Here is a 24,351-nt window from a genome sequence, read left to right on the forward strand (position 1 = left end):
AATTACGTAACAAACAATAACTAAAGTTCAGCTAGCTTGGGCGCCATAGTGACATGGGGTAATGTTAGATTATCCCGCGTGAGCGAAGCGCCAGCGGTATCTTGGCTCCGCTGACGTGTACTGCAGCCGTCGACGAGCGACTGACGGTTGCGCGAGTACTACCCCCATTGGTGCCGATCCGGATAGCGGTAGCGACCCGTTTGCAACGTGACACCCCTTGACCAAATCTGATCAAATAATCAAGCGTGACCTCTTGCACACTCGTGCTGTAGGCATTTGACACCCCGCATCGATGTCACCGCCGCGCAGATGTCACGCGGCGCCGACCTCCCGGCGCCCTGCATGGCGGCCTTGGCCGCATCGGTCGCGGGGAGGTCCGTGCGCCAGCGCGAGGGCATCCAGTCGTTGTCCGCTGACGCAGTCCGACGCGTCGGAGATGAGCCATAGCAGTGGCGGCACGATGACGAGCATCTGTGCGCGAACCTGTTCGGGCACCGAGGCAGGGATCATGCCTTGGGCGGGCCGTAGAGCGAGAAGCCTCGCCGACGCATGGTCTCGTGGTTCATCGAGATATTCACGATGCGGCCCCGGCCGGCCCGCAGCATCGCAGGCGTCGCCGCGCGCGCCATCAGGAACGGGCCGTTGACGTTGGGGTCGAGCGCCATCTGCCACACCTCCGGGTCCACTTCCCAGAAGCGCGCCGTTTCGGTAATGAGTTACGAAGCCCATGCCCTGCGGGCCGGATCGTGGAGCCGTGAGGGGTGGAGGGGGATGTTTGATGAGGGCGGCGGAAGTTGCCGCCCTCTGCTGAAAACCGGCGGTGAACACGGGGCAGGCCAACTTCCACGTTCATCGGCGGTGCTGCATTGAAGCAAAAAAGCGCATCAGAACCCCGCGCAAGCACACCTGCGGCAGAGGTATCGACGGGGTGGTTTGAGGCCGTTCGCCCCAGTCCCGGCACCGAAGGGGCGGCGGCTCACTCTGTAGCCAGGATGGAAGGGCGGGCGTGGTGCGTTGCGGCGTGACTCGGGCGGCCGCACGGGGAAAAATGAATATCGATGAAATTATCGATATTCAAGACTTGGTCTTATGACGCCGGATCAGTTGGTCAGGCGCCTTTTTTCTCATCGCTGTTCGTTGCCAAGTGCGGGGTTCAAATCGCCTTGCCACTGACGCAGCCAGTTCTGAGGTGCGGAGCCGATGTCACCAGTGAAGTTGAAGCCTGAGTCCATGGACGGGATATTTCCGTCATCCCAGGACGGCGGGACCTCAAGTCCCATGCCGCGCAGTCTGATTGAGCAGGCGGTGAACCGCCTGCGCGAGGAGATCTTGCGTGGACGGCTGCCGGCAGGTTCCAAGCTGGCCATAGATGAAATCAGGACACGCTACCGTGTTAGCGGTGGAACCTTGCGCGAGGCTCTGAGCCTGTTGGTGTCCGATGGGCTGATCAAAGTCCGCGCCCAACGCGGTTTCTATGTGGCGCCCATGTCATTGGAAGACATGCAAGATCTCGCCAGGACGAGGATCCTGCTGGAATGCGAGGCTGTTCGCCAGAGTGTGAAACACGGCGACGTGGAGTGGGAAATGCGTCTGGTCGCTGCGTTCCATCGTCTTTCATTGGTCGAGGAGCGCACCATGCGTGATCCGGTCAATCATTTCGACCAATGGGAGCAGGACAATCGTGCCTTCCATGAGGCGCTACTCTCGGCCTGCCCCTCCACCTGGACGCTGCGGTTTGTCTCCATCTTGTATATGCAGATGGAGCGATATCGCCGGTTGACTTCGACACACAATCCCCCCGACCGGAACGTGTCTGACGAACATCGGGCGCTACTGGACAGTGCGCTTGCGCGCGAGTCGGACCGCTGTGCCGATTTGATGCGCGTGCATATCGAATCGTCTATCTCAGTGGCCGCCCAGATAGGGCTATTGCGGTGAATCCCATGTTCCGGTGCCTTATCCAGGCATGCAGGAAGTGAATTGTTTTTTCTGGCCCTTGAAGGCATTCCATTACACCAATGCCTTGAAGGGCAACTCAGTGGAGGCAAAAACATCATGAATGCAGTAGAGAAAGCGGTACAGCAACCTACGGTGCAGAAGGCACCGGCCAAACGGACCGGCGACTGGACATCCGATTCCATCAGGGCCCTGGTCGACCAGGAGCAAGGATTGCTCGACCCGCGCATCTATTCGGACCAGGGCCTGTACGAACTGGAATTGGAACGCATCTTCGCCCGTTCCTGGCTGCTTCTCGGCCATGAAACCCACATCCGCAAGCCCGGCGACTTCCTTACCACCTACATGGGTGAAGATCCGGTGGTCATGGTCCGGCAGAAGGATGGCGGCATCAAGGTGTTCCTCAATCAGTGCCGCCACCGTGGCATGCGCATCGTCCGCTCCGACGGTGGCAATGCCAAGTCGTTCGTCTGTAGTTACCATGGCTGGGGCTACGATACCGGCGGCAACTTGGTGAGTGTACCCTTCGAAAAGGAGGCGTTCTGCAGCAAGAAGGAAGGCGATTGTGGGTTCGAGAAGGCCGATTGGGGTCCCCTCCAGGCGCGAGTGGAGACCTACAAGGGGCTGGTGTTCGCCAACTGGGACGCGAAAGCGCCGGATCTGGAAACCTACCTGAGTGACGCAGGTCCCTATATCGACACTATGTTCGACCGCACTGCTGCTGGCACCGAGGTCATTGGCGGCATGCAGAAGTGGGTGATCCCCTGCAACTGGAAGTTCGCGGCCGAACAGTTCTGCAGCGACATGTACCACGCGGGCACGATGTCGCATCTGTCCGGAATCCTTGCCGGCATGCCGCCGGACATGGACCTGTCGCAGGCACCGATGCCGACAGCCGGTTACCAGTTCCGTGCCGCGTGGGGTGGTCATGGAACCGGCTGGTTCGAAGACGAGGCTGGGTTCCTGGCCACGGTCGTGGGTCCCAAGGCAGCGGCCTATTGGTATGGCAGTGAAGCCAGCAAACGCACTGCGGAGCGGCTTGCCGACAGGTTACCCCGCTTCTTGCGCATGTCTGGTCAGCACATGACGGTCTTCCCCACCTGCTCGTTCTTGCCGGGCATCAACACCATCCGTAGCTGGCATCCGCGTGGCCCCAACGAGATCGAGGTATGGGCGTTCACGGTGGTCGACGTCGACATGCCGGAAGACATCAAAGAAGAATACCGCCGCCACAACATACGCACGTTCTCGGCCGGTGGCGTGTTTGAGCAGGATGACGGCGAGAACTGGGTGGAGATCCAGAAGGTGTTGCGCGGGCACATGGCCAAGAGCCGTCCGCTGTGTGCACAGATGGGTCTGGGGAGCTCAGAGCGGGGTAACTCCGATTACCCAGGTAAGACCGGCTATGTCTACAGCGAGGAGGCTGCGCGCGGGATGTACTACCACTGGTCGCGCATGATGTCCGAGCCCAGCTGGGACACTCTGGCCAAGTAAATCGACGTTGACGATCCGGCCCGGGAAATCCGCCCGCCGGAACCCCGCAACCCTGCTTCGGCCACTTTGGTCCTGGCGCACGTCTGATCGTGCGCTGGAACCCGGCTAGGCATCTCACTCAGGATTTACGACATGAATGCAGCATTGCAGTTGATCCAACCCATCCCCGCATCCTCCAAAACCAATGACCTCCAACTCCAGCACGCCATCGAGCAGTTCCTGTATGGCGAAGCGCAGCTGCTCGATCATCGTGCCTATGAGGCGTGGTTCGCGCTGTTCGAAAAGGACATGCGTTACTTCATGCCGCTGCGCACCAACCGCATGCTGCGTGATGCGGAGCTGGAGTACTCGGGTGACCACGATTTCGCCCATTTCGACGAGACCTGGGAAACCATGTACGGACGCATCCGCAAGGTCACCGCAGAAGTTGGCTGGGCAGAGAACCCGCCCTCGCGCACCCGCCATCTGGTGTCCAATATCATCGTCCACGAGACCTCCGAGCCGGATGTCTACGATGTGAGCTCGGCCTTCATCCTATACCGCAATCGCCTGGAACGGCAGATGGACATCTTCGCCGGCGAGCGCCGTGACGTGCTGCGCCGGGCCGACAACGACCTGGGTTTCAGGATCGCCAGGCGCACGATCCTGATCGACCAGAGCACGATCCTGTCCAACAACATGAGCATGTTTTTCTGATCGTAGGGATCGTAGGAATGAATACTCAGACTCATCGCGGCCGCCCTTTCCTGATCGCGATCGGTATCTTTTACTTGGCCAATCTCCTTGGGACATTGCATTCCAGCAGCCTGTTTGGCATGATGTATTCGGGTGTGGATTTGCAGGTCGGCGCTCCGGTATTCACCCTGCTGCAGGATGCCTGGGCCGCAGTCGGGCTGCAGTTGGGTGCCATCGGGCTGGTCGCGTTGTGGGGGGCACGTCAGCCCTCGCGATTCATGGCGGTTGTCCCAGTGGTCATCGTGACGGAAGCGCTCGACGGCATCTGGGACTTCTACAGCATCATGTGGAGCCATGAAGCGATGTGGTTCGGGCTCCTGACGCTCGCGATCCACGTGGTGTGGATCGTCTGGGGGTTGCAGGTATGGCGCGTGTCGTCTCGCCCGTAATCCGGCTAACCGTCCCAACCTGTGTGCGATGCAAGCAGCCTGCGCGGGCAGCGGTTGGCTTTCCGTGACTGCCGCCGGTGGCGTGGCCGCAAGCACAATTTGTTTGATTCTCCTTATTAACCCTTTACGAGAAAGATGACATGGGCTTTGTAAAAGTTTGCCGCCGCGACCAGGTTCCGCAGGGTGAGGGCCTGAGGGTCGAACATGGCGGCGAGCAGGTGGCACTTTTCGATGTGAATGGGGAACTGTTTGCAACCGCAGACCAGTGCACCCATGGCGCGTGGTCATTGTCAGAGGGCGGGTACTTGGACGGTGATGTCGTGGAATGTTCCCTGCACATGGGAAAATTCTGTGTTCGAACCGGCAAGGTCAAGTCGCCGCCGCCGTGCCAGCCGCTGAAGGTCTATCCGGTCCGTGTCGAGCAAAGCGGTGACGTGCTGGTGGACTTCGAGGCCGGGTACCTGACGCCATGATCGCGACCATCGCCATTGTCGGCGCCGGCCTCGCCGGAACCATGACCGCGCATGCATTGCGCGCCAATGGCTATGACGGCCGCATATGCCTGATCGGAGACGAGCCGATTCCGGCCTATGACCGCCCGTCGCTGTCCAAGGCTGTTCTGACTGGCGAGGTACCGGAGGCGCCCGCGCTGCTCGATCAGGACTGGTATGTCACCAACAGTATCGAGGTACAGCTCGGCAGGCGGGTGACCGGCATCGATGCGGGCAACCGCCGGATCGTTTTCGAAGATGGCACGTCACTGGCCTATGACCGGCTGGTGCTGGCCACCGGTGCGCACGCCCGTTGGATGACCGTTCCCGGCGCGCAGCTTTCCGGCATACACCGGCTGCGCCATCACGCCGATAGCGTCACCTTGCGCCAAACGCTTACGTCGGGCCGCTCATTGGTAGTGGTCGGGGGAGGCCTAATCGGCTGTGAAGTCGCCACCACCGCGTGCAAGTCAGGCGTCGATGTCACGTTGCTCGAGACCGCCGACGAATTGCTGCAGCGGGTGCTGGGGCGCAGGATCGGGCTCTGGTGCAGAAGCGAACTGGAGGCGTTGGGGGTTCATATCGAACTCGGCACGCAGGTGGCGAGTTTCGATGGCGAAGGAGGCCACGTCACTTCGGTAGTCCTGGCAGACGGCCGGCGGCTGCCTGCCGACGCGGTGCTGATCAGTATTGGTGCCGACCCCGCCGACGAGTTGGCCCGCCGGGCTGGCATTGACTGCGCGCGCGGTATCCTGGTCGATGGCACCGGCGCTACATCGTGCTCCGATGTCTATGCCGTAGGCGATGTCGCCGCCTGGCCGCTGCGCGGCGGCGGCCAGCGTTCGCTGGAAACCTACCTGAACAGCCAGGCCCAAGCTGGGATCGTGGCTGCCGCGATACTCGGCAAGCTGCTACCGAGCCCCCAAGTGCCCATCGGCTGGACCGAAATCGCGGGCCACCACCTCCAAATGATTGGTGACCCCGAAGGGCCGGGTGAAATCGTGGTTCGTGGCGATTCGGCGAGCGGCGCCCCGCTGATGGTGTTCAGGGTATTCGAAGGCCGCGTCGAGGGGGCGATAGCGATCGACGCGTCGAAGGACTTCTCCGTGGCCACGCGGTTGGTGACTGCGCAGATTCCCGTCACGGTCGCGCGACTGCAGGATCCCTCGGTCAACCTGCGCGACTTGATGAAGACCCAGACCTCAGACACCACCTCGAACACCGCTGGATTCATTGCGGCGGACGGGAACGACCCACATACAAAGGAGCGCTCGAATGAGACTGAAAGGTGAAGTGGCGCTTATTACCGGAGGTGCATCCGGACTTGGACGCGCAATCGTCGATCGCTTTCTGGCCGAAGGCGCCAGGGTGGCGGTGCTGGACAAGTCGGCCGATCGGCTTCGACAGATGGAGGCCGACCTTGGCGACCACGTGGTCGGCATTGCCGGAGATGTGCGTTCGCTGGACGATCAGACCCGCGCCGCCAACCGCTGCGTGGAGAAATTCGGCAAGATCGACACTGTGATCCCGAATGCAGGCATCTGGGACTATTCCATGCCGCTGGTGGACATTCCTGACGACCGCATCGACGCGGCTTTCGACGAAGTGTTCCAGATCAACGTCAAGGGCTATCTTCTCGCCGTCAAGGCCTGCCTGCCGGCGCTGGTGGCCAGCCGCGGCAGTGTGATTTTCACCATTTCCAACGCCGGCTTCTACAGCAATGGCGGTGGCCCCTTGTATACCGCCGCCAAGCATGCCGTGGTGGGCTTGGTACGCCAGTTGGCCTTCGAATTGGCACCGTATGTCCGCGTCAATGGCGTCGGGCCGGGGGGCATCAATTCGGACCTGCGCGGACCTGCCTCGCTGGGAATGTCCGAGGAAAGGATTTCCAATGTGCCACTGGCCGAAATGCTGCAGTCGGTGTTGCCTGTCGGCCGAATGCCGACGGCCGTCGAGTACACCGGCGCCTACGTCTTCTTTGCAACTCGCGGAGATGTCGTGCCTGCCACTGGCGCGTTGCTGAACTATGACGGCGGACTTGGTGTGCGTGGATTCTTCTCCGGAGCAGGCGGCGCGGATCTGGCAGAAAAACTCAACATTGATCTGGGAGCATTGAAATGAGCGTCAAGAACTTGGGTTACATGGGTTTTTCAGTCAAGGATGTACCCGCTTGGCGATCCTTTATGACCCACAAATTGGGATTGCATGAGGCCATTGGCGACGACACGCATGCACTCTACCGCCTGGACTCGCGTGCCTGGCGCATCGCAGTGGACAAAGGCGATGCCGATGACCTGGCTTATGCTGGGTACGAGGTGACCGATGCGCGCGATCTGGCGCAGATGGAGGAGAAGCTCAAGCAGGCCGGCGTTGCTGTCACGAATGATGCCGCGCTGGCCAAGCGCCGCGGGGTACTGGGATTGATCTCCTTCAGCGACCCGTTCGGTCTGCCACTGGAAATCTATTACGGCCCCAGTGAGGTGTTTGACCAACCTTTTGCCTCCCCGACTGGTGTGTCGGGTTTCCTGACCGGCGAGCAGGGCCTTGGGCATTTCGTCCGCTGCGTTCCCGATCCGCAGAAAGCGCTGGCGTTCTATACCGATGTGCTGGGTTTCCAGCTATCCGACGTCATCGATATCAAGGCCGGCCCCAATTTCGTGGTGCCTGCCTACTTCCTGCATTGCAACGGCCGTCACCACACCATCGCACTGGCTGCGTTTCCACTGCCGCGGCGCATCCATCATTTCATGATCGAGGCCAATTCGCTCGACGACGTGGGCCTAGCCTACGACCGCATTGCAGCCGACGACATGATCACCTCGACGCTGGGACGGCATAGCAACGACCACATGGTCTCGTTTTATGCAGTCACACCTTCCGGATTCGACGTGGAGTTCGGCTGGGGGGCGCGCACCGTGGATGCGTCGTGGACGGTGGTCCGGCACGACGCCATCAGCGTGTGGGGCCACAAACCTGTGCGTCACGGAGCCCTCGTCCCCGGTCAGGTCGTTCCTACAGGAGAGACCGCATGAAGCTCTACTACAGCCCCGGCGCCTGCTCGCTTTCGCCCCACATTGCGCTGCGAGAGAGCGGGCTGGACTTCGAGCTGGTTCGAGTCGATCTGAAAACCAAGAAAACCGCCGACGGCCAGGACTACATGGCCATCAACCCGGCAGGTTACGTCCCGTGCCTGCAGCTTGACGATGGCCGTACGCTTGGCGAAGGCCCAGCCATCCTGCAATACGTCGCCGACCAAGCGCCAGACAAGCATCTGGCACCGGCCAACGGCAGCTTTGAGCGCTACCGCCTGCAGCAGTGGTTGAACTTCATCGGTACCGAACTGCACAAGAACTTCAGCCCGCTGTTCATGCCCACCACCAGCGACGATGCCAAACAGGCCGCGCTGCAAATGATCACTACCCGCTTCGCGGTGCCGGCCAGGCAACTCGAGCAGACGATATATCTGCTGGGTCAGCAGTTTGGTTTAGCCGATATTTACCTGTTCGTCGTGCTCAGCTGGAGTGGTTACGTCGGCGTGGATCTTTCCCCATGGCCGTCCCTGCAGCAGTTCATGGGGCGCGTCGGCAGCCGTGAAGCGACCCAGGCCGCATTGCGTGCCGAAGGCCTTGTCACGGAGTGAAGAGACTGTGGCCAGATCGCACTCCACCGCACTCGTGGTCAGGGTGATGCTGGAGACGTACCGCGCACCATCGTCTCCCACCATGACTTTATCCAATCCTCCGGATCCAGCACGGCCAGATTGAACTGCGGCGTGACTCCGTCGGAGAAATTGTCCCTTGGGACGCATCAATCCATAAAAGACACTTAATGACACCCGAAATCATCCAAGTTCTCGGCGACGAGCTATACACTGCGCTGCGCAATCGCTCGGTGGTGGAGCCGCTGACCAACCGTCACCCGGACCTCAGCATTGAGGATGCGTATGGCATCCAGCAGCGGATGATTTCGCGCCGCCTGCAGAACGGTGAACGGGTGGTCGGCAAGAAGATCGGCGTGACCAGCCAGGCAGTGATGGACATGCTTGGGGTATATCAGCCGGATTTCGGCTACATGCTGGACGGCATGATCGTCAGCGACGGCGATTCAATTGCCATGTCCTCGCTGATCCAGCCCAAAGCCGAGGGTGAGATCGCCTTCGTGCTCAAGCGCGACCTGATGGGGCCCGGGGTGACCAATGCCGATGTACTGAGGGCTACTGACTTTGTTATGCCGTGCTTCGAGATCGTCGATTCGCGGATCCGCGACTGGAAGATCCAGATCCAGGACACGGTCGCTGACAACGCCTCGTGCGGCATGTTCGTACTGGGCAGCACGGCGACCAACCCACGCAAGCTCGATCTGACCACCTGCGGCATGGTGCTGGAGAAGAACGGCCGGGTCATCGCCACCGGCGCCGGCGCCGCCGCCCTGGGTTCGCCAATCAATTCGGTGGCTTGGCTGGCGAACACGCTCGGCCGGCTGGGCATCGGCCTGAAGGCCGGCGAGGTGATTCTTTCCGGCGCATTGGCGGCGATGTTCCCCGCCCAAGCCGGCGACCGCTTCCGCGTCACCCTTGGCGGTATCGGCAGCTGCTCGGTGGGTTTCCATTGATTTCGATCGGCAATCTCCAATTACCACGCTTTCTATTGTCCAGTGCCGCCTTCATTCGCCCCCCGCCATCGACACATTTCGCTCCTTTTGTAGAAGACCATGTCCAAGCCAGATAATCCCGAAGTTGCCCAGTCCATTGTCGCGGCGGGTATCCGTACCAACTACCACGACCTGGGCAGCGGTTTTCCCGTATTGCTCATTCACGGTTCGGGTCCGGGGGTGACCGCGTGGGCGAACTGGCGGCTGATCATGCCCGAGCTGGCCAAGCAGGCGCGGGTCATCGCTCCGGACATGGTGGGTTTCGGCTACACCGAACGGCCATCGCCCCCCCCCTACACGATGGACAACTGGGTGGCGCAGGCGCTGGGATTGCTGGATGCGCTAGGCATTGAACAAACCGACCTGATCGGCAACTCATTCGGCGGCGCGCTATCGCTGGCGCTGGCCATTCGCCATCCGCAGCGGGTACGACGACTGGTGCTGATGGGCAGCGCGGGCCTGTCGTTTCCGATCACGCCGGGACTGGATGCGGTGTGGGGCTATACGCCCTCACCGGAGAACATGCGCAGGATGCTCGACATCTTCGCCTACGACCGAACCATTGTTACCGACGAACTTGCCAAGCTGCGCTATGAGGCTAGCATTCGTCCGGGTTTCCAGGAGTCGTTTGCTGCGATGTTCCCGGCGCCGCGGCAGCGTTGGGTGGAGGCGTTGTCCAGCAAGGAAGATGATTTACGCCGCTTGCCGCACCAGACGTTGGTGGTTCATGGCCGCGAGGATCAGGTGCTGCCTCTGGAGTGCTCGATCACCTTGGCCAAGTGGCTCGTCCGTGCGCAGCTCCATGTATTCGGCCAATGCGGGCATTGGACCCAGATTGAACATGCGGGCCGGTTTGCCCAACTGGTGGGCAGCTTCCTGGCCGAGGCGAGGGCCGAGGAACCGCTGCCGCTGCCCTGATGCGATGCCGTCGGCAAATCACAGGCCTATCTCGCTGTCTCCTCAATCCCTTTTCATCCCAGGACATTCCTCATGACCAAGAAAATCAAATGCGCCCTCATCGGCCCCGGCAACATCGGCACCGATCTGCTGGCCAAGCTCATGCGCAGCCCGGTGCTGGAACCGGTGTGGATGGTCGGCATCGATCCGGAATCAGACGGACTAAAGCGCGCCCGCGAGCTGGGCATCAAGACCACCGCCGAAGGTGTGGACGGCCTGCTGCCGCATGTGAAAGCCGATGGCGTGCAGATCGCCTTCGACGCCACCAGCGCCTACGTGCACAAGACCAACTCCGACAAACTCACCGCGCTGGGCGTGATGATGATCGACTTGACGCCCGCAGCCGTCGGCCCGTACTGCGTGCCACCGGTGAATCTCAAGGAGCACATCGGCAAGCGCGAGATGAACGTGAACATGGTCACCTGCGGCGGGCAGGCCACTATTCCCATGGTGGCTGCCGTCAGCCGCGTGCAGCCTGTGGATTACGCCGAGATCGTCGCCACCGTGTCGTCCAAGTCCGCTGGCCCGGGCACGCGCAAGAACATTGACGAATTCACCCGCACCACCTCGGCCGCCGTGGCCAAGGTCGGCGGGGCCAAGCAGGGCAAGGCGATCATCATCATCAATCCGGCCGAGCCACCGCTGATCATGCGCGACACCGTGCACTGCCTCACCGCAGCCGAGCCCGACGAGGTCAAGATCACCGCATCCATCCAGGCCATGGTCAAAGAGGTGCAGAAATACGTTCCAGGCTACCGCATCGTCAACGGCCCGGTGTTCGACGGCAACCGCGTGTCGGTTTACCTCGAAGTCGAAGGCCTGGGCGACTACCTGCCCAAGTATGCCGGCAACCTCGACATCATGACTGCGGCAGCGGCCCGCACCGCCGAGCTGTTCGCCGAGGAAATCCTGGCCGGCACACTCAAGCTCGAGCCTGTCGAGCCCAGGGCCGCCTGAGCTGTCCGCCCATATGGCTTGCCTACAACCCTCACCACAAAGGAATTCGCCATGAATCTCAAGGGCAAGAAGATCACCGTGCACGACATGACCTTGCGCGACGGCATGCACCCCAAGCGTCACCAGATAACCTTGGACCAAATGCGGAGCATCGCCAGGGGACTGGACGACGCCGGCGTGCCGCTGATCGAAGTCACCCATGGCGATGGTCTGGGCGGCGCCTCGGTCACCTACGGCTTCCCCGCCCACACCGACGAGGAGTACCTGGGCGCCGTCATCCCCGTGCTCAAGCACGCCAAGGTCTCGGCGCTGCTACTGCCGGGCATCGGCACCGTCGATCACCTCAAGATGGCGCACGGCCTTGGCGTGACCACCATCCGCGTGGCCACGCATTGCACCGAGGCTGACACCGCCGAACAGCACATCACCCTGGGGCGCAAGCTCGACATGGACACCGTCGGCTTCCTGATGATGAGCCACATGAACAGTCCCGAAGGTCTGGTCAAGCAGGCTAGGCTGATGGAAGGCTACGGCGCCAATTGCGTCTACATCACCGACTCGGCCGGCTACATGTTGCCCGACGATGTGCGCGCACGGGTGACGGCAGTGCGCGAAGCCCTCAAGCCCGAGACCGAACTAGGCTTCCACTGCCATCACAACCTCGCCCTGGGTGTGGCCAACCCGTTGGTCGCGCTGGAGTGCGGCGCCAATCGCATCGACGCTGCCTGCGCCGGCCTCGGTGCGGGCGCGGGTAACACGCCGATGGAAGTGTTCATCGCGGTGTGCGACCGCATGGCAATAGAAACTGGCGTGGACGTCTGGAAGATTCAGGACGTGGCGGAAGATCTGGTGGTGCCGATCATGGATTTCCCGATCCGCATCGACCGCGATGCCCTCACCTTGGGCTACGCCGGCGTGTATGGATCGTTCCTTTTGTTCGCCAAGCGGGCGGAGAAGAAATACGGCGTTCCAGCTCGCGAGATCCTGGTCGAGCTCGGCCGCCGCGGCATGGTGGGCGGCCAGGAGGACATGATTGAAGACACCGCCATGACGCTGGCCAAAGCGCGCGGACAGGCTTCAGCCAAGGTCGCCTGAAGAAATCCACCACTCTTTTACTGTCACCCATCCAAGGAATTGCAATGACGGCACTTACCGAAAGCTCCACCAGCAAGTTCGCGAAAATCAATGAGAAGGGCCTGTCGGACTTCCGCATCCACTACAACGAAGCGGGCCACGGCGAGACCGTTATCATGCTTCACGGCGGCGGCCCGGGCGCCGGTGGGTGGAGCAACTACTATCGCAACATCGATGCGCTCGTCGACGCGGGCTATCGGGTGATCCTCAAGGACTCACCCGGCTTCAACAAGTCCGATGCCATCGTGATGGACGAGCAGCGCGGACTGGTCAACGCCCGCGCTGTGAAGGGGCTGATGGACGCGCTGGGCATCGACAAGGCGCATATGGTCGGCAACTCGATGGGCGGTGCCACCGCACTGAACTTCGCGATCGAGTATCCCGAGCGCATCGGCAAGATGATCCTGATGGGGCCGGGCGGACTGGGTGCAAGCATGTTCGCGCCGATGCCGATGGAGGGCATCAAACTGCTGTTCAAGCTCTGCTCCGAACCGTCGTACGAAAACCTCAAACAGATGGTCCAGGTGTTTCTGTACGACCAGTCGCTGATTACCGAAGAACTGCTGCAGGGACGCTGGGAGGCGATTCAGCGCACGCCGGAGCATATGAAGAACTTCCTCATCAGTGCGCAGAAGGCGCCGCTATCGTCTTGGGACGTTTCGGCCCGGCTCGGGGAGATCAAGGCCAAGACGCTCGTGACGTGGGGGCGCGACGATCGCTTCGTTCCCCTTGATCACGGCCTGAAGCTGATCTGGAACATTCCCGATGCCCATCTGCATGTGTTCTCCAAATGTGGCCACTGGGCACAGTGGGAGCATGCAAATGAATTCAATCGACTTTTGATCGATTTTCTCAAGCATGAATGAGCCATTTGCCGGCCGCCGTCGGATCTGGTGGCGGGCGTGTTTTTTTTGCCCGTGAAAAAAGGGTGACATAGTTTCAAAAGTTGTAACCGCCGGGTAACACCGTAGAGCGTTGAGGTAAATCCATACATTTAAATTTTTACATTACTGGGGGCGCTATGAAAAATGAAATAGAGGTGCTGGTACTCGTTTGCGGGATGGCAATGGCTGGTGGTGTGCAAGCGCAGGAGTCGAGCTTATCGAAATCGCCATGGTCGGTCGGCGTGGGTGTGGTGGACCTGCAGTTTCATCCCTCCGCCACACTGTACGCCGGGGGGATGCAAGTGCCAGGCGCGGAGATTAGGGTCGACCATGACGACGTGTTGGGAGTTGAGATTGCCTACGCTCTCACGGATCACTGGGCAGCTCGCCTGGACATCGGCTCGCCCGTGAAAACGTCGGTGATAGGATCCGGCCCCATTGCTGCATTGGGCAAACTGGGTGGGGTGAAAGGCGGCCCGGCCATTCTCACGTTGACTTGGTCGCCCGGAATGCTTGGGCCAATCCGGCCCTATTTCGGCGGCGGCATGACCTATCTGAAGGTGTTCAGCACCTCCGATGGCGCTGTGCAGAACTTAAAGATTGACAGCAATTTCGGAGCGGCGCTGACAGTTGGTGCCGACTGGCCTCTTTCCAACGGCTTCAGTATCGGAGCTTCGGTGCAGAAGTTGCTTCTGGACACCACGGCCCATGGCAATGCGGCCGCCCTGGGCGGTGCTCCGGTAAACGCCAACATCACACTCGATCCGGTGGTGACCTTTCTGGCGCTGCGCAAGCAATTCTGAACACCAGTTGTTACGACCCGCGTTAATTTCGAGCCGCTGACCCCACCTACCTGAGGGTGAACAATTGGTGTGTCCCCGGAATGTGTCAATGACTTTGAGACACCGGGGAACATCTTTCTTTTACCTGATTACCCATCTGCTGCATCCTCGTTTAGATGATGGCTTGAAATGGCCATTCACGAGGGGTGGGAATCAAGCCAAATTTGGCTGACCGCAGCTGCAAACGGCCATCTGATGCGGATCCGCGGAAGTGAGGATGCTACATGTGGGGAATCAGGTTCTTTTATACCGGAATCGACCGCGCCGATGACATGACTGCGCTGATCGAGCGCTGGCAGCACGAACACGCGCGGTTGCGCGAGCAGGCGCGCGAGGGCAACGCCGTGCCACTGGCGCGGGTCTGCCTGCTCGCACCGGTCGCACGGCCCTCCAAGATCATGGCGATCGGGCTCAACTACGCCGACCACATCGCCGAGAGCGGCATGGAAAAACCTGGCGAGCAACTGTGGTTTGCGAAGATGGCCAACACCGTCAATGGTCCGCACGATCCGGTGCAGGTGCCGCGTGCATCGTCGAAGCTGGACTATGAAGTCGAACTGGTCGCAGTGATCGGTCAGGGGGGTCGCCACATCGAGGCCGACCACGCGCCTTCGCGGGTGTTCGGTTACTGCGTGGGCAACGACGTCTCGGTACGCGACTGGCAGATGCGCACCTCGCAATGGGTACTTGGCAAATCCTTCGATGGACACGCGCCGCTGGGGCCGTGGATCGTCACCGCTGACGAGCTGGACGATCCTCACCGGCTTTATATCCGCTGTTCTGGTCAATGGCGAGCTACGGCAATCCTACAGCACGCGGCATCTGGTTTTCAGCGTGTGGGACCAGCTCGCCCATTTGAGCAAGGCGATGACCTTGCGCGCCGGCGACGTCGTGCGATGCGAGATCGACGGCATCGGCGCGATCGAAAACACCGTGATCGACGAATGAGTGCGGCGTCGATGGCCCCCTTGTCGCCTACCGGAGGAAAGCCACCATGCTCGGATTGATGCAGAATCGTCCGTTGTTGATCTCCTCGCTGATCGAACACGCCGAGACCTTCCACGGCGGCGTGGAGATCGTCAGCCGCAGCGTCGAAGGTCCGGTGCATCGCACCGACTGGCGCAGCGTGGCGCGTCGCTCGCGCCAGCTGGCCAACGCGCTGGCGGCGCTGGAGCTGCCAGAGGCAGCGAGCGTGGCGACCCTGGCGTGGAACACGTGGCGCCACCTGGAGGCCTACTACGGCGTGTCCGGCTCGGGCAAGGTGCTGCACACTGTCAATCCGCGCCTGTCGCTGGAGCAGCTGACCTACATCATCAACCACGCCGAAGACCAGGTGCTGTTCTTCGATATCAGCTTCGCCGATCTGGTCATGCAGCTGGCGCCGGCACTGACCACGGTGCGGCATTACGTGGCCATGACCGACCGGGCGCACATGCCGCAGCTCGACCTGCCGGGCCTGGCTTGCTACGAGGAGCTGATCCAGGCGCAGGACGATGATTACGCCTGGCCGAGCTTCGACGAGAACACCGCCTCCTCGCTGTGCTACACCTCGGGCACCACCGGCAACCCCAAGGGCGTGCTGTATTCGCACCGTTCGACGGTGCTGCACGCAATGGCCACCTGCGCGATGGACGGCATGGCGCTCGGCGCGCAGACAAGCCTGCTGCTGGTGGTGCCGATGTTCCATGTCAACGGCTGGGGCGCGCCGTATTCCAGCGCGATGGCCGGTGCCAAGCTGGTGCTGCCCGGGCCGCGCATGGATGGCGAGAACCTGTACGGCCTGCTTGGCGAGGAGCGCGTCACCTTCGCCCTGGGGGTGCCCACGGTGTGGCTGATGCTGCTGCAGTACCTGGACCAGCACCCGGAGCTGGATCGCAAGGGCCTGGCGCTCCAAGGCGTTGCGGTGGGCGGGTCGGCGTTGCCGCGGGTGGTGATCGATCGCTTCGAGCGCGAGCTAGGTGCGCAAGCGGTGCAGCTGTGGGGAATGACCGAAACCAGCCCGCTGGGCGTGTCCAACCTGCACCTGTTGCCGGCGCAGGAACACCTGCCGCCTGAGCAGCAAATGCCGTACCGGCTCAAGCAGGGCCGCGGCCTGTGGGGCGTGCAACTGAAGATCGTCGACGACGAGGGCCAGGCGCTGCCCTGGGACGGCCAGCGCGCCGGGCATCTCATGGTGCGCGGGCCGTGGATCGCGGCGCGCTACTACAAGTCCGAACAGGGCCTGCTGGATGACGAGGGCTATTTCCCCACCGGCGACATCGCCAATGTGGATCCGGACGGTTACGTGCAACTGGTGGACCGCGCCAAGGACGTGATAAAGTCCGGCGGCGAGTGGATCTCCTCGATCGCGCTGGAGAACGTGGCGGTGTCGCATCCCGGCGTGGGCGAGGCGGCGGTCATCGGGGTGGTCCATCCCAAGTGGCAGGAACGCCCGCTGCTGCTGGCCGTGCGCAATGCCAACGGCGCGGCGCTGAGCGCGCAGGAGCTGCTCGCCTACATGGAGCAGCGCGTACCCAAGTGGTGGCTGCCCGACGAAGTGGTGTTCGTTGAATCCTTGCCACACACCGCCACCGGCAAGCTGCTCAAGTCCAGGCTGCGCGAGCAGTACAAGGGGTCCGCGGGTTGACGCCACACGCGCGACCGGCGACCATCAAGGGGTACGGCCGAGATACGCGTAAAAATAGGACACTCCGGCTAAAAAACGGCTTCAACCCAAGGAGTTAGCTCAAGAACTTATTGACGCCAATACTGGCGCGCGGATGCGGATACTTAGTACCCCATCGGTTCGGCGAGTACGTGTATCGCGTCCTGGTGCACGCTTAAGGGGCATGGATCACTAAATCCCGGTTGGCCTTCGTCCGCCCAGATGGTAACGGCCGGGTATGACTCGTGCAAAGTCAATGCTTGCCTTGACAGCTATATACTAGGCAGTAAAAATCGGAGCGACTCCAGCCGCATCCGGGTACGTCCAATGAATGGCTCAAGCAATTATGGGTACTTGCTTTGGGGCAGCGCGGCCGTGACCGCGGGCCTCGCCGGGATCGGCGCAGGGTGACCTCTGTGCAATGGGATCATCACTCCTCGCTGACCCCTTGGATTCCTGACGTGCCATGACGAACGGCCAGTTTCGCCCGACCAGCCTGGTGGTCGCCACGCTGGGGCTTTCGCTGGCCACCTTCATGCAGGTGCTGGATACCACCATCGCCAACGTGTCGTTGCCCACCATCGCCGGCAACCTGGGCGTCAGTTCGAGCCAGAGCACATGGGTGATCACTTCCTTTGCCGTCAGTCAGGCGATCTCACTGCCATTGACGGGATTCCTCACCCGTCGCTTCGGTCAGGTGAGGCTGTTTGTCTGGTGCACGTTGCTGTTCGTATTGGCGTCCTTCATGTGCGGCGTCTCTCGCAGCATGGGCATGCTGATCCTTTTCCGAACCATCCAGGGCGCGGTGGCCGGACCGATGTATCCCATCACGCAGAGCCTGATGATCGGCATCTATCCACCGCAAAAGCGCGGCATGGCGCTGGCGCTGCTTTCGATGGTGGCTGTGGTGGCACCGATCGCCGGTCCCATCCTCGGCGGCTGGATCACCGAGAATTATTCGTGGCCCTGGATCTTCTTCATCAACGTGCCGATCGGCATGCTGGCCAGCATGGTGGTAGCCAATCAAATGAAAGGTTACCCCGCACCGAACGAGCGGCCGAAGATGGACTATGTCGGTCTCATCACGCTGGTCATCGGCGTGGGCGCCCTGCAGATCATGCTGGACAAGGGCAACGACGAGGACTGGTTCAACTCGCCGTTCGTCATCGTCACCTGCCTTGTTGCCGTGATCAGTCTGGCGATCTTTTTGATCTGGGAACTGACCGACGGCGACCCCATCGTCGACTTGCGGCTGTTTCGTCACCATAACTTCAAGTTCGGCACGCTGGCGCTGGTGCTTTCCTTTTCGGCCTACTTCTCCATCAACCTGCTGCTGCCGCAGTGGTTACAGCGCAACCTGGGCTATACCGCGACATGGGCCGGTTTGGCGGCATCACCGCTCGGTATAGCTCCACTGCTGCTGACGTTCCTCGTGGGTCGCTATGCCATGCGGTTCGATCTGCGCCTGTTGGCCACTGTGGCCTTCGTGGTGATGGGAACGACCTGTTTCCTGCGTTCCCGTTTCTATCTGGAGGTCGACTTCACGCACGTCGCCATGATGCAGTTCCTGATGGGGTTTGGCGTGGCGTTGTTCTTCATGCCGGTCACCGTGATCCTTTTATCGGATCTTGACCAGAACGAGATTGCCGCAGGCTCGGGGCTGGCGACCTTCCTGCGCACGCTGGGTGGCAGCTTCTCGGCCTCGCTCACCACCTTCCTGTGGGATCGGCGCGCCGTCCTGCATCACGCCCAACTGGCGGAAAGCATTAATCCCTATAACCCATTGGCCCTGTCGGCGATCGCTCAACTGGGACATGGCAATGCGCAGGCAGGCGCCGAGGCCATCAACGGCATGATTACCCAGCAGTCTTACCAGATCGGTTTCAACGAACTGTTCCATTCCCTCGGCTGGATTTTTCTGGGTCTGATGCCGGTGATCTGGCTGACAAAGCCGCCTTTTTCACCAAAAGCAAATGCGCCATCCGGCGGCCATTGAGTCAGGAAGCTTCGGCTGCTTTGTAGGTTTGTGAGGTTATGAAGGACTTCCATGCGCTCAATCGACTGCTTGCAATTACGGAGGAAAATCCATGAAGAACATTCTTGTTGGGTATGATGGCTCATTAACGGCACAACGCGCTTTTCTATTCGCGCTTGAGCTGGCCCGCTGCTCGGGCGGTCACGTCAGGGTGGTGTCGGTGCTGCAGATCACGGACGGTGGCGCGGACACCGCAGCGCTGATGATGGCCGATGTGGGGGCGCAACGCCTGGGCGACCTGATGGCGGAATTGAAGCAACTCGCGCCAGACGCCGACAAACTGATCGATCTTGAAATGATCCCCGGAAATCCCGGTGATGTGCTGCTGAGGCAGGTCAAGCAGTACGCGATTGATCACATCGTGATCGGTCACACCGAGCGAGGCGCTCTTGCTCGGTGGCTGCTCGGTTCCGTGTCGACCGATCTATTCGCCAACACGCGCATACCAGTGACTGTCGTGCCATGAGGCATGTGAACGGTTCCATAGCCGTGACACCAGGGATTCAGTGCGATCTTTGAGCAAGAGATCTCCCGCGATGAGTCGCAGCTGTCATGCCTGCCCAGGCAACCGCTTGAAGCCTATCCGTCTGCTCTATCGAGCAACGCCTGATAAGACTGTTCCGTGCATCGTCTCACCCAACCTCGATGGTATGCAGAACCATGCATCCAACCCATGGTGCGCTCATCGAAGGAGTTACTTTATGCTCTCGCCCCGTATCCCACTCTGCTCTACCGCTGCGCTTTCTTGTCTGTTGTTTTCTGGCGCCGTCTTCGCGCAGACCCATCTGGAAGTCCAGGGTGGCCGCAGCTACATGGACAATCACGGAACCGACGTGTTCTTTGTTGAGTCGGTCTTCCGTCCCTATCCGTTGGGTAAAAGCCGCTTCACTTGGTCGCCCGATATTTCGATCGGATACCTCAGAGGCCGCGACATTGGGCGCTATCGCACCATGAGCCCCGGCGTCACCAATGATGTGTGGATAGGCGCCGCGGGTGCCCGTCTGCACTACGGCGGCGAGGGCGACTGGTACCGCCCACTGTTCTTCAGTTTTCAAGTAGCGGGTACGCATGGACGGACTGAGGCTCTGAGCAGTGGCTATCAGTTTGTAAGCACGCTCGGATGGCAATGGAAGCATTTCAGTCTGCAGATTCGCCACATCTCCAACAGCGGCCTACATGAACCCAATCGCGGCGAAACCATGGGCCTGGCAGGTTTCGGCTTTGATCTTTAACACTGTATCGATAACACAGGAACGCATCTATGCCATTCACCATTCTTGCCTTGTCGGGTGGCGGCTATCTCGGCCTGCACGAGGCCGTGTTGCTGAGGGAACTGGAGCGTGCCCTGCACAAGCCGATTGGTGAAGCCTTCGACCTGATCTGCGGATCGTCGATCGGGGCCGTGGCAGCCATGGCGATTGCTGCCGGCACGCCGGCACGCGATATCGAAGCGGGGTTTCTCGAATACGGCGCACGAATCTTTCCTGGTTCTCGGTGGCGCGCCATCCGCCCGCTCGCCTACGTGGCCAGCATTCGCTACATGTTTCGCTCTCGCTATCGCGGAGAAGCCATAGCGGAGACAGTGAACGCGATCATTGGCGAGAAATGCACCCTAGGCATGGCAAGGACGCGCCTGGTCATACCTGTCATCAATGCGTCTACCGGCCGATTGGAGGTAATGAAGACGTCGCATAGTGCGCGCAATTGGTATTATGCGGACATGCTGATGTCAGAAGTCGCCATGGCGGCGACGGCCGCGCCGACCTATTTTCCGCTGGCCGATCTGCGCGGCCAGCTCTATGTGGATGCGGGAATTTTCGCCAACTCGCCCGGCATGTTCGGCTTGCACGAGGCCACCCATTATTGCCAAGTGCCCGCGTCGGATATTTACGTGCTGAGTCTGGGCACCAATGTCGCCAGCCCTCGCAGCTTGGCACACGAACGGCGCAGTTTGGGCGCACTGGGCTGGCTCAAGAACGGGCGCTTGTACACGACGATGTCATCCGCCCAGCGCGAGCTGACGGACAATATCCTTCGACACATTCTCGATGATCGCTACCTTCGGATCGAAGGCACGCCGGATACGGCGGGCGATAGCTTGCTGCAATTTGACAATGCCTCGCTTGCCGCTTCCAAGCGACTCACGGAGCTGGCCGAGCGGGCTTGGAAAGAGGCTTACGCGCGTCCGTCCATCAGGGACCTAATTCAGATGCTGCGCGAACACGAAGTCGATACCGCATGGCGCCACCCCATTATGGGCGCGGCTGAACCAGAAACCGGTCTGCCTGCTTGAAAAATGGAGATGGCAAGGCCACCGTGCGATCGGCACGGGATGGATCGCGTGCGGTTCAGCTAGCCCGCAACGATGTTTTGCTGCGCATCAGTGCGATCGCTTGGTCAGCCGATTGTTACCTCGATTTTATCCAACGGGTGGCCGATACGCTGCTCACCCTCGACGAAATCGTCGGGTGCGCAATCGGTCGACCAGACGCATATGGCCGGTTTCATTTTAAAGCGGTGGCCGGCAGTGAAGCCTTTATGGGCTGTTTGCGTGCGGTTGAGCGTGGCGAGCATCCAGATATTCGCGCCGAGGCTCAGCGTATCGGGGGCAGCATGGCGATGGGTCGTGCCTGGCAAAGCGGAGGAATCCAGCGCACGTTCAACTACGCTACCGATCCGGAGATGACCGTGTGGCGTGGGGTGGCGTTGGGTTTGGGCATTCGATCCAATGCGGCCATTCCCGTGCGTCTGCCCAAGGGCACCACCGAGAGTGTATTGACCCTTTACTCATCAGCCACGGGCGGCTTTTCCACCGCGAGTCAGCATATGTTCCTGTTGCACTTGCAAAGCCTGCTGGGTCTCGCTTTGACACGGTTGCTGCCGAAAACTGAGGGCATCGAGGCAGCTCCGTTACTTCTACGTGACCATTGGCGCGCCAAACTAGCAACCGACGATCTGGTGATGCACTACCAGCCCGTGATCGATCTTCGCCTGGGCAAGGTGGTTGAGGTCGAGGCCTTAGCACGCATCCGCGACGATGACCACCTGATACTGCCCGCATGGTTCCTGCCGGCGCTCGGCTCGGACGACCTATTGTTCCTGTATCAACAGGGGCTAACCCAGGCACTTGCCGCGCACCAACAGTGGGCCACGGATGGGCTTGCGCTGGGCATCGCTGTCAATCTCCCTTCGAGCGCGCTACTTGATCGGCGCTATGTGGACATTACCCGCGAGGCTCTTGAACGATATCCCTGTCCATCCGGGACGTTGGTCCTCGAACTCCTCGAATCGGAATGGATGGAGGAAAGTATCGATGCTGAGAGTGGCCTGCTGGCGCTTAAGGCGTTAGGGGTCCAATTGGCGGAAGACGATCTTGGCTCAGCCTACAGTTCGCTGAGCCGTTTGCGCCACCTCTCCTTTGATCGCATCAAGATCGACCAGACGCTGGTGGCCCAGGTAGCGCGGCAACCGCTGCGGACGCTGTACTTCATATACCAGCTGACCCGGCTCGGCCACGACCTCGGTGTCAAAGTGGTGGTCGAAGGACTGGAGACAGCGGGTCTGATCGAAGCAGCGACAATTCTTGGTGCTGATCTGGGACAGGGTATTGCGCTGGCGCGCCCGATGTCTGGTGCTCACGTAGCAGACTGGTGTGTAAGCTCACGTTTCACGTGCGATCCCATGGCGCCGCGTACGGCCTTGGGCGCGTTATCAGTGTTCCTGTTGTGGGAAGATCGGCTGAGGATGTTTATGGACGATACGGCAATGATCGAAACCCTTGTCCGCACGCCTTGTCGGGTCGATGCCTATCTCCATGCATCGGCTGCAAAGGGCACTCGGTTGGATCGGATCCATCGACTCCTGCATCGGGTCGCGATTCGACAGGGCCCTGCCAGCGCGAGTTACACCAAAGCTCGCAATGCATTCATCGAGTGCCTTATCGAGGATTGGATCCGGATCGAGGAAAACGGCTGATCACATCGCGCTATCCACCCACGGCGCAGTGCATGAAGGCTTGCTGCTATTTATCCCATGACTTTCCTGGCAGCACTGAAAAGCGCTTTCCAATCTACTGAATCCGCCATCGTTTGGATTGGTCACAGGAATTTTTCTCAGTTGCGTCGATGGGTTTCTGTGGTGCTTTGCTCTGCGCGTAACTCGCGATTAGTGAGTTCATGCATTGCTCGATGCTCGTGTCGGTGTGGCAGCTCATAACTAATGAACCTGATGATGCCTTCTCACTCACTTGAAACCTATCTGCAAGCGGCGCAGCGTGAAAATACCCAGCGCAGCTACGCATCTGCCGTGCGCCATTTTGAAGTGACTTGGGGCGGATTACTTCCAGCGACGGCGGACACGGTTGCCCAGTATTTGGTGGCACATGCAACCTCCTTGTCGACCAACACACTTCGGCAACGACTCGCGGCGCTCTCACACTGGCATCAAGCGCACGGATTTTCCGATCCCACAGCCGTATCGATCGTGAAAAAGACGCTGAAGGGCATACAAGCGCTCCATCCAGCGCGCGAGAAACGCGCCGAACCCTTGCAGCTCACGGCGGTTGCCCGGATCGCCGATTGGCTCGATATCGCCATCGCGGCCGCTGACCTGCGCGGAGATAGCGCCGAAGCACTTCGGTGCCGTCGCGATCGGGCAATGCTCCTCTTGGGGTTCTGGCGTGGGTTTCGTGTCGACGAACTGGTGGGTCTCCAGACCGAGCACATTGTTGTGGTGCCTGGGCAAGGGATGACGTGTTTCCTCGGGCGCAGCAAGACCGATCGACAGCTCGCCGGTACGACCTATCGGGTTCCGGCGCTCAGTCGCTGGTGTCCCGTGACGGCCACGCTCGACTGGATCAGCCATGCGGGCCTCACCACCGGTCCCCTTTTTCGAAGTGTTGCGCGTTTGGGCGCGCTCGGGACGGGCGCCTTGCACAGCAACAGCGTAGTGCCGTTGCTGCGCAGGTTGTTTACGCGGACAGGACTGGCTTCGCCAGAGACATATAGTGGTCATTCGCTGCGCCGAGGCTTCGCGGGATGGGCCAACGCGAATGGTTGGGATGTGAAGGCATTGATGGAATACGTTGGCTGGAAGGACGTGCATTCGGCCATGCGCTATATCGATGGAACCGACCCCTTCGCGCAAGCTCGGATCGAACGCGGGCTAGCCGACAAGATCACGTT

The 24,351-nt window shown here is 60.7% G+C and carries 23 protein-coding genes and 1 pseudogene; 23 read left to right on the plus strand and 1 reads right to left on the minus strand.

Features of this window, described 5'->3' with window-relative positions; translation table 11 throughout:
• Nucleotides 1-506: 506 nt before the first annotated feature.
• Nucleotides 507-713, minus strand: coding sequence for an SDR family NAD(P)-dependent oxidoreductase (locus C693_RS24040; protein WP_277813092.1), 207 nt, complete (start codon nucleotides 711-713; stop codon nucleotides 507-509).
• A 565-nt stretch (nucleotides 714-1,278) separates the two neighbouring features.
• On the opposite strand from C693_RS24040, the gene C693_RS0116450 reads away from it, so the two are divergent.
• The 23 genes and pseudogenes from C693_RS0116450 to C693_RS0116560 form a co-directional block, all read left to right on the plus strand.
• Nucleotides 1,279-1,938 (plus strand): GntR family transcriptional regulator, encoded by a 660-nt coding sequence (locus C693_RS0116450; RefSeq protein WP_241762690.1) that lies wholly within the window; start codon nucleotides 1,279-1,281, stop codon nucleotides 1,936-1,938.
• A 42-nt stretch (nucleotides 1,939-1,980) separates the two neighbouring features.
• Nucleotides 1,981-3,450 carry an aromatic ring-hydroxylating dioxygenase subunit alpha gene (locus C693_RS0116455; protein ID WP_241762691.1) on the plus strand — a complete coding sequence of 490 codons (1,470 nt, stop codon included), beginning with the start codon at nucleotides 1,981-1,983 and terminating at the stop codon, nucleotides 3,448-3,450.
• A 132-nt stretch (nucleotides 3,451-3,582) separates the two neighbouring features.
• Entirely contained in the window at nucleotides 3,583-4,146 is a 564-nt protein-coding gene (locus tag C693_RS0116460; RefSeq protein WP_017463377.1) for an aromatic-ring-hydroxylating dioxygenase subunit beta, read from the plus strand.
• 17 nt (nucleotides 4,147-4,163) lie between these two features.
• Nucleotides 4,164-4,574 carry a BphX family protein gene (locus C693_RS0116465; RefSeq protein ID WP_017463378.1) on the plus strand — a complete coding sequence of 137 codons (411 nt, stop codon included), beginning with the start codon at nucleotides 4,164-4,166 and terminating at the stop codon, nucleotides 4,572-4,574.
• Between the two features lie 140 nt (nucleotides 4,575-4,714).
• Nucleotides 4,715-5,047, plus strand: a complete 333-nt coding sequence (locus C693_RS0116470; RefSeq protein ID WP_026107489.1) for a non-heme iron oxygenase ferredoxin subunit — start codon at nucleotides 4,715-4,717, stop codon at nucleotides 5,045-5,047.
• Nucleotides 5,044-6,357: an FAD-dependent oxidoreductase gene (locus C693_RS0116475; protein WP_017463381.1), complete on the plus strand. Its 1,314-nt coding sequence runs from the start codon at nucleotides 5,044-5,046 to the stop codon at nucleotides 6,355-6,357. Before C693_RS0116470 ends, C693_RS0116475 begins: the two co-directional genes overlap by 4 nt.
• Nucleotides 6,341-7,186, plus strand: coding sequence for a cis-2,3-dihydrobiphenyl-2,3-diol dehydrogenase (gene bphB, locus C693_RS0116480; protein ID WP_026107490.1), 846 nt, complete (start codon nucleotides 6,341-6,343; stop codon nucleotides 7,184-7,186). Before C693_RS0116475 ends, bphB begins: the two co-directional genes overlap by 17 nt.
• Nucleotides 7,183-8,097, plus strand: coding sequence for a biphenyl-2,3-diol 1,2-dioxygenase (gene bphC / locus C693_RS22005; protein ID WP_083868340.1), 915 nt, complete (start codon nucleotides 7,183-7,185; stop codon nucleotides 8,095-8,097). The genes bphB and bphC overlap by 4 nt, the downstream gene beginning before the upstream one ends.
• Nucleotides 8,094-8,705: a glutathione transferase GstA gene (gene gstA / locus C693_RS0116490; RefSeq protein WP_017463384.1), complete on the plus strand. Its 612-nt coding sequence runs from the start codon at nucleotides 8,094-8,096 to the stop codon at nucleotides 8,703-8,705. The genes bphC and gstA overlap by 4 nt, the downstream gene beginning before the upstream one ends.
• A gap of 188 nt (nucleotides 8,706-8,893) precedes the next feature.
• On the plus strand, nucleotides 8,894-9,676 hold the full coding sequence (gene dmpE / locus C693_RS0116495; protein ID WP_017463385.1) for a 2-oxopent-4-enoate hydratase: 783 nt from the start codon (nucleotides 8,894-8,896) through the stop codon (nucleotides 9,674-9,676).
• A gap of 99 nt (nucleotides 9,677-9,775) precedes the next feature.
• Nucleotides 9,776-10,633 (plus strand): alpha/beta fold hydrolase, encoded by an 858-nt coding sequence (locus tag C693_RS0116500; RefSeq protein WP_026107491.1) that lies wholly within the window; start codon nucleotides 9,776-9,778, stop codon nucleotides 10,631-10,633.
• Nucleotides 10,634-10,705: 72 nt separating this feature from the next.
• Nucleotides 10,706-11,629: an acetaldehyde dehydrogenase (acetylating) gene (locus C693_RS0116505; protein WP_017463387.1), complete on the plus strand. Its 924-nt coding sequence runs from the start codon at nucleotides 10,706-10,708 to the stop codon at nucleotides 11,627-11,629.
• Nucleotides 11,630-11,680: 51 nt separating this feature from the next.
• Nucleotides 11,681-12,724, plus strand: a complete 1,044-nt coding sequence (gene dmpG / locus C693_RS0116510) for a 4-hydroxy-2-oxovalerate aldolase (RefSeq protein WP_017463388.1) — start codon at nucleotides 11,681-11,683, stop codon at nucleotides 12,722-12,724.
• 44 nt (nucleotides 12,725-12,768) lie between these two features.
• Nucleotides 12,769-13,629 (plus strand): 2-hydroxy-6-oxo-6-phenylhexa-2,4-dienoate hydrolase, encoded by an 861-nt coding sequence (gene bphD / locus C693_RS0116515; RefSeq protein WP_017463389.1) that lies wholly within the window; start codon nucleotides 12,769-12,771, stop codon nucleotides 13,627-13,629.
• 155 nt (nucleotides 13,630-13,784) lie between these two features.
• Entirely contained in the window at nucleotides 13,785-14,450 is a 666-nt protein-coding gene (locus C693_RS23145; protein WP_198506890.1) for an OmpW/AlkL family protein, read from the plus strand.
• Between the two features lie 263 nt (nucleotides 14,451-14,713).
• Nucleotides 14,714-15,496, plus strand: coding sequence for a fumarylacetoacetate hydrolase family protein (locus tag C693_RS23150; protein ID WP_198506891.1), 783 nt, complete (start codon nucleotides 14,714-14,716; stop codon nucleotides 15,494-15,496).
• Complete coding sequence (locus C693_RS0116530; protein WP_017463392.1) at nucleotides 15,484-17,115, plus strand: long-chain-fatty-acid--CoA ligase; 1,632 nt, start codon at nucleotides 15,484-15,486, stop codon at nucleotides 17,113-17,115. The genes C693_RS23150 and C693_RS0116530 overlap by 13 nt, the downstream gene beginning before the upstream one ends.
• 484 nt (nucleotides 17,116-17,599) lie before the next feature.
• On the plus strand, nucleotides 17,600-19,129 hold the full coding sequence (locus tag C693_RS0116535) for a DHA2 family efflux MFS transporter permease subunit (RefSeq protein ID WP_017463393.1): 1,530 nt from the start codon (nucleotides 17,600-17,602) through the stop codon (nucleotides 19,127-19,129).
• A 91-nt stretch (nucleotides 19,130-19,220) separates the two neighbouring features.
• Entirely contained in the window at nucleotides 19,221-19,634 is a 414-nt protein-coding gene (locus tag C693_RS0116540; RefSeq protein WP_017463394.1) for a universal stress protein, read from the plus strand.
• A 235-nt stretch (nucleotides 19,635-19,869) separates the two neighbouring features.
• On the plus strand, nucleotides 19,870-20,400 hold the full coding sequence (locus C693_RS0116545; RefSeq protein ID WP_017463395.1) for an acyloxyacyl hydrolase: 531 nt from the start codon (nucleotides 19,870-19,872) through the stop codon (nucleotides 20,398-20,400).
• A gap of 29 nt (nucleotides 20,401-20,429) precedes the next feature.
• Nucleotides 20,430-21,461, plus strand: coding sequence for a CBASS cGAMP-activated phospholipase (locus tag C693_RS0116550; protein WP_017463396.1), 1,032 nt, complete (start codon nucleotides 20,430-20,432; stop codon nucleotides 21,459-21,461).
• Nucleotides 21,458-23,143 carry an EAL domain-containing protein gene (locus C693_RS0116555; RefSeq protein WP_026107493.1) on the plus strand — a complete coding sequence of 562 codons (1,686 nt, stop codon included), beginning with the start codon at nucleotides 21,458-21,460 and terminating at the stop codon, nucleotides 23,141-23,143. The genes C693_RS0116550 and C693_RS0116555 overlap by 4 nt, the downstream gene beginning before the upstream one ends.
• A gap of 255 nt (nucleotides 23,144-23,398) precedes the next feature.
• Nucleotides 23,399-24,334 (plus strand): annotated as a pseudogene (locus tag C693_RS0116560) (site-specific integrase); the annotation flags it as partial.
• Nucleotides 24,335-24,351: the final 17 nt, after the last annotated feature.

Source organism: Dyella ginsengisoli LA-4, from assembly GCF_000334915.1.
Lineage (GTDB): Bacteria > Pseudomonadota > Gammaproteobacteria > Xanthomonadales > Rhodanobacteraceae > Dyella_A > Dyella_A ginsengisoli_A.

Excerpts from the sequence above, each read along its gene's own strand:
- C693_RS0116450 (WP_241762690.1), top strand. The coding sequence starts at position 1,279 with ATGCCGCGCAGTCTGATTGAGCAGGCGGTGAACCGCCTGCGCGAGGAG.
- C693_RS0116460 (WP_017463377.1), top strand. The coding sequence starts at position 3,583 with ATGAATGCAGCATTGCAGTTGATCCAACCCATCCCCGCATCCTCCAAA.
- C693_RS0116465 (WP_017463378.1), top strand. The coding sequence starts at position 4,164 with ATGAATACTCAGACTCATCGCGGCCGCCCTTTCCTGATCGCGATCGGT.
- C693_RS0116470 (WP_026107489.1), top strand. The coding sequence starts at position 4,715 with ATGGGCTTTGTAAAAGTTTGCCGCCGCGACCAGGTTCCGCAGGGTGAG.
- C693_RS0116475 (WP_017463381.1), top strand. The coding sequence starts at position 5,044 with ATGATCGCGACCATCGCCATTGTCGGCGCCGGCCTCGCCGGAACCATG.
- bphB (WP_026107490.1), top strand. The coding sequence starts at position 6,341 with ATGAGACTGAAAGGTGAAGTGGCGCTTATTACCGGAGGTGCATCCGGA.
- bphC (WP_083868340.1), top strand. The coding sequence starts at position 7,183 with ATGAGCGTCAAGAACTTGGGTTACATGGGTTTTTCAGTCAAGGATGTA.
- gstA (WP_017463384.1), top strand. The coding sequence starts at position 8,094 with ATGAAGCTCTACTACAGCCCCGGCGCCTGCTCGCTTTCGCCCCACATT.
- dmpE (WP_017463385.1), top strand. The coding sequence starts at position 8,894 with ATGACACCCGAAATCATCCAAGTTCTCGGCGACGAGCTATACACTGCG.
- C693_RS0116500 (WP_026107491.1), top strand. The coding sequence starts at position 9,776 with ATGTCCAAGCCAGATAATCCCGAAGTTGCCCAGTCCATTGTCGCGGCG.
- C693_RS0116505 (WP_017463387.1), top strand. The coding sequence starts at position 10,706 with ATGACCAAGAAAATCAAATGCGCCCTCATCGGCCCCGGCAACATCGGC.
- dmpG (WP_017463388.1), top strand. The coding sequence starts at position 11,681 with ATGAATCTCAAGGGCAAGAAGATCACCGTGCACGACATGACCTTGCGC.
- bphD (WP_017463389.1), top strand. The coding sequence starts at position 12,769 with ATGACGGCACTTACCGAAAGCTCCACCAGCAAGTTCGCGAAAATCAAT.
- C693_RS23145 (WP_198506890.1), top strand. The coding sequence starts at position 13,785 with ATGAAAAATGAAATAGAGGTGCTGGTACTCGTTTGCGGGATGGCAATG.
- C693_RS23150 (WP_198506891.1), top strand. The coding sequence starts at position 14,714 with ATGTGGGGAATCAGGTTCTTTTATACCGGAATCGACCGCGCCGATGAC.
- C693_RS0116530 (WP_017463392.1), top strand. The coding sequence starts at position 15,484 with ATGCTCGGATTGATGCAGAATCGTCCGTTGTTGATCTCCTCGCTGATC.
- C693_RS0116535 (WP_017463393.1), top strand. The coding sequence starts at position 17,600 with ATGACGAACGGCCAGTTTCGCCCGACCAGCCTGGTGGTCGCCACGCTG.
- C693_RS0116540 (WP_017463394.1), top strand. The coding sequence starts at position 19,221 with ATGAAGAACATTCTTGTTGGGTATGATGGCTCATTAACGGCACAACGC.
- C693_RS0116545 (WP_017463395.1), top strand. The coding sequence starts at position 19,870 with ATGCTCTCGCCCCGTATCCCACTCTGCTCTACCGCTGCGCTTTCTTGT.
- C693_RS0116550 (WP_017463396.1), top strand. The coding sequence starts at position 20,430 with ATGCCATTCACCATTCTTGCCTTGTCGGGTGGCGGCTATCTCGGCCTG.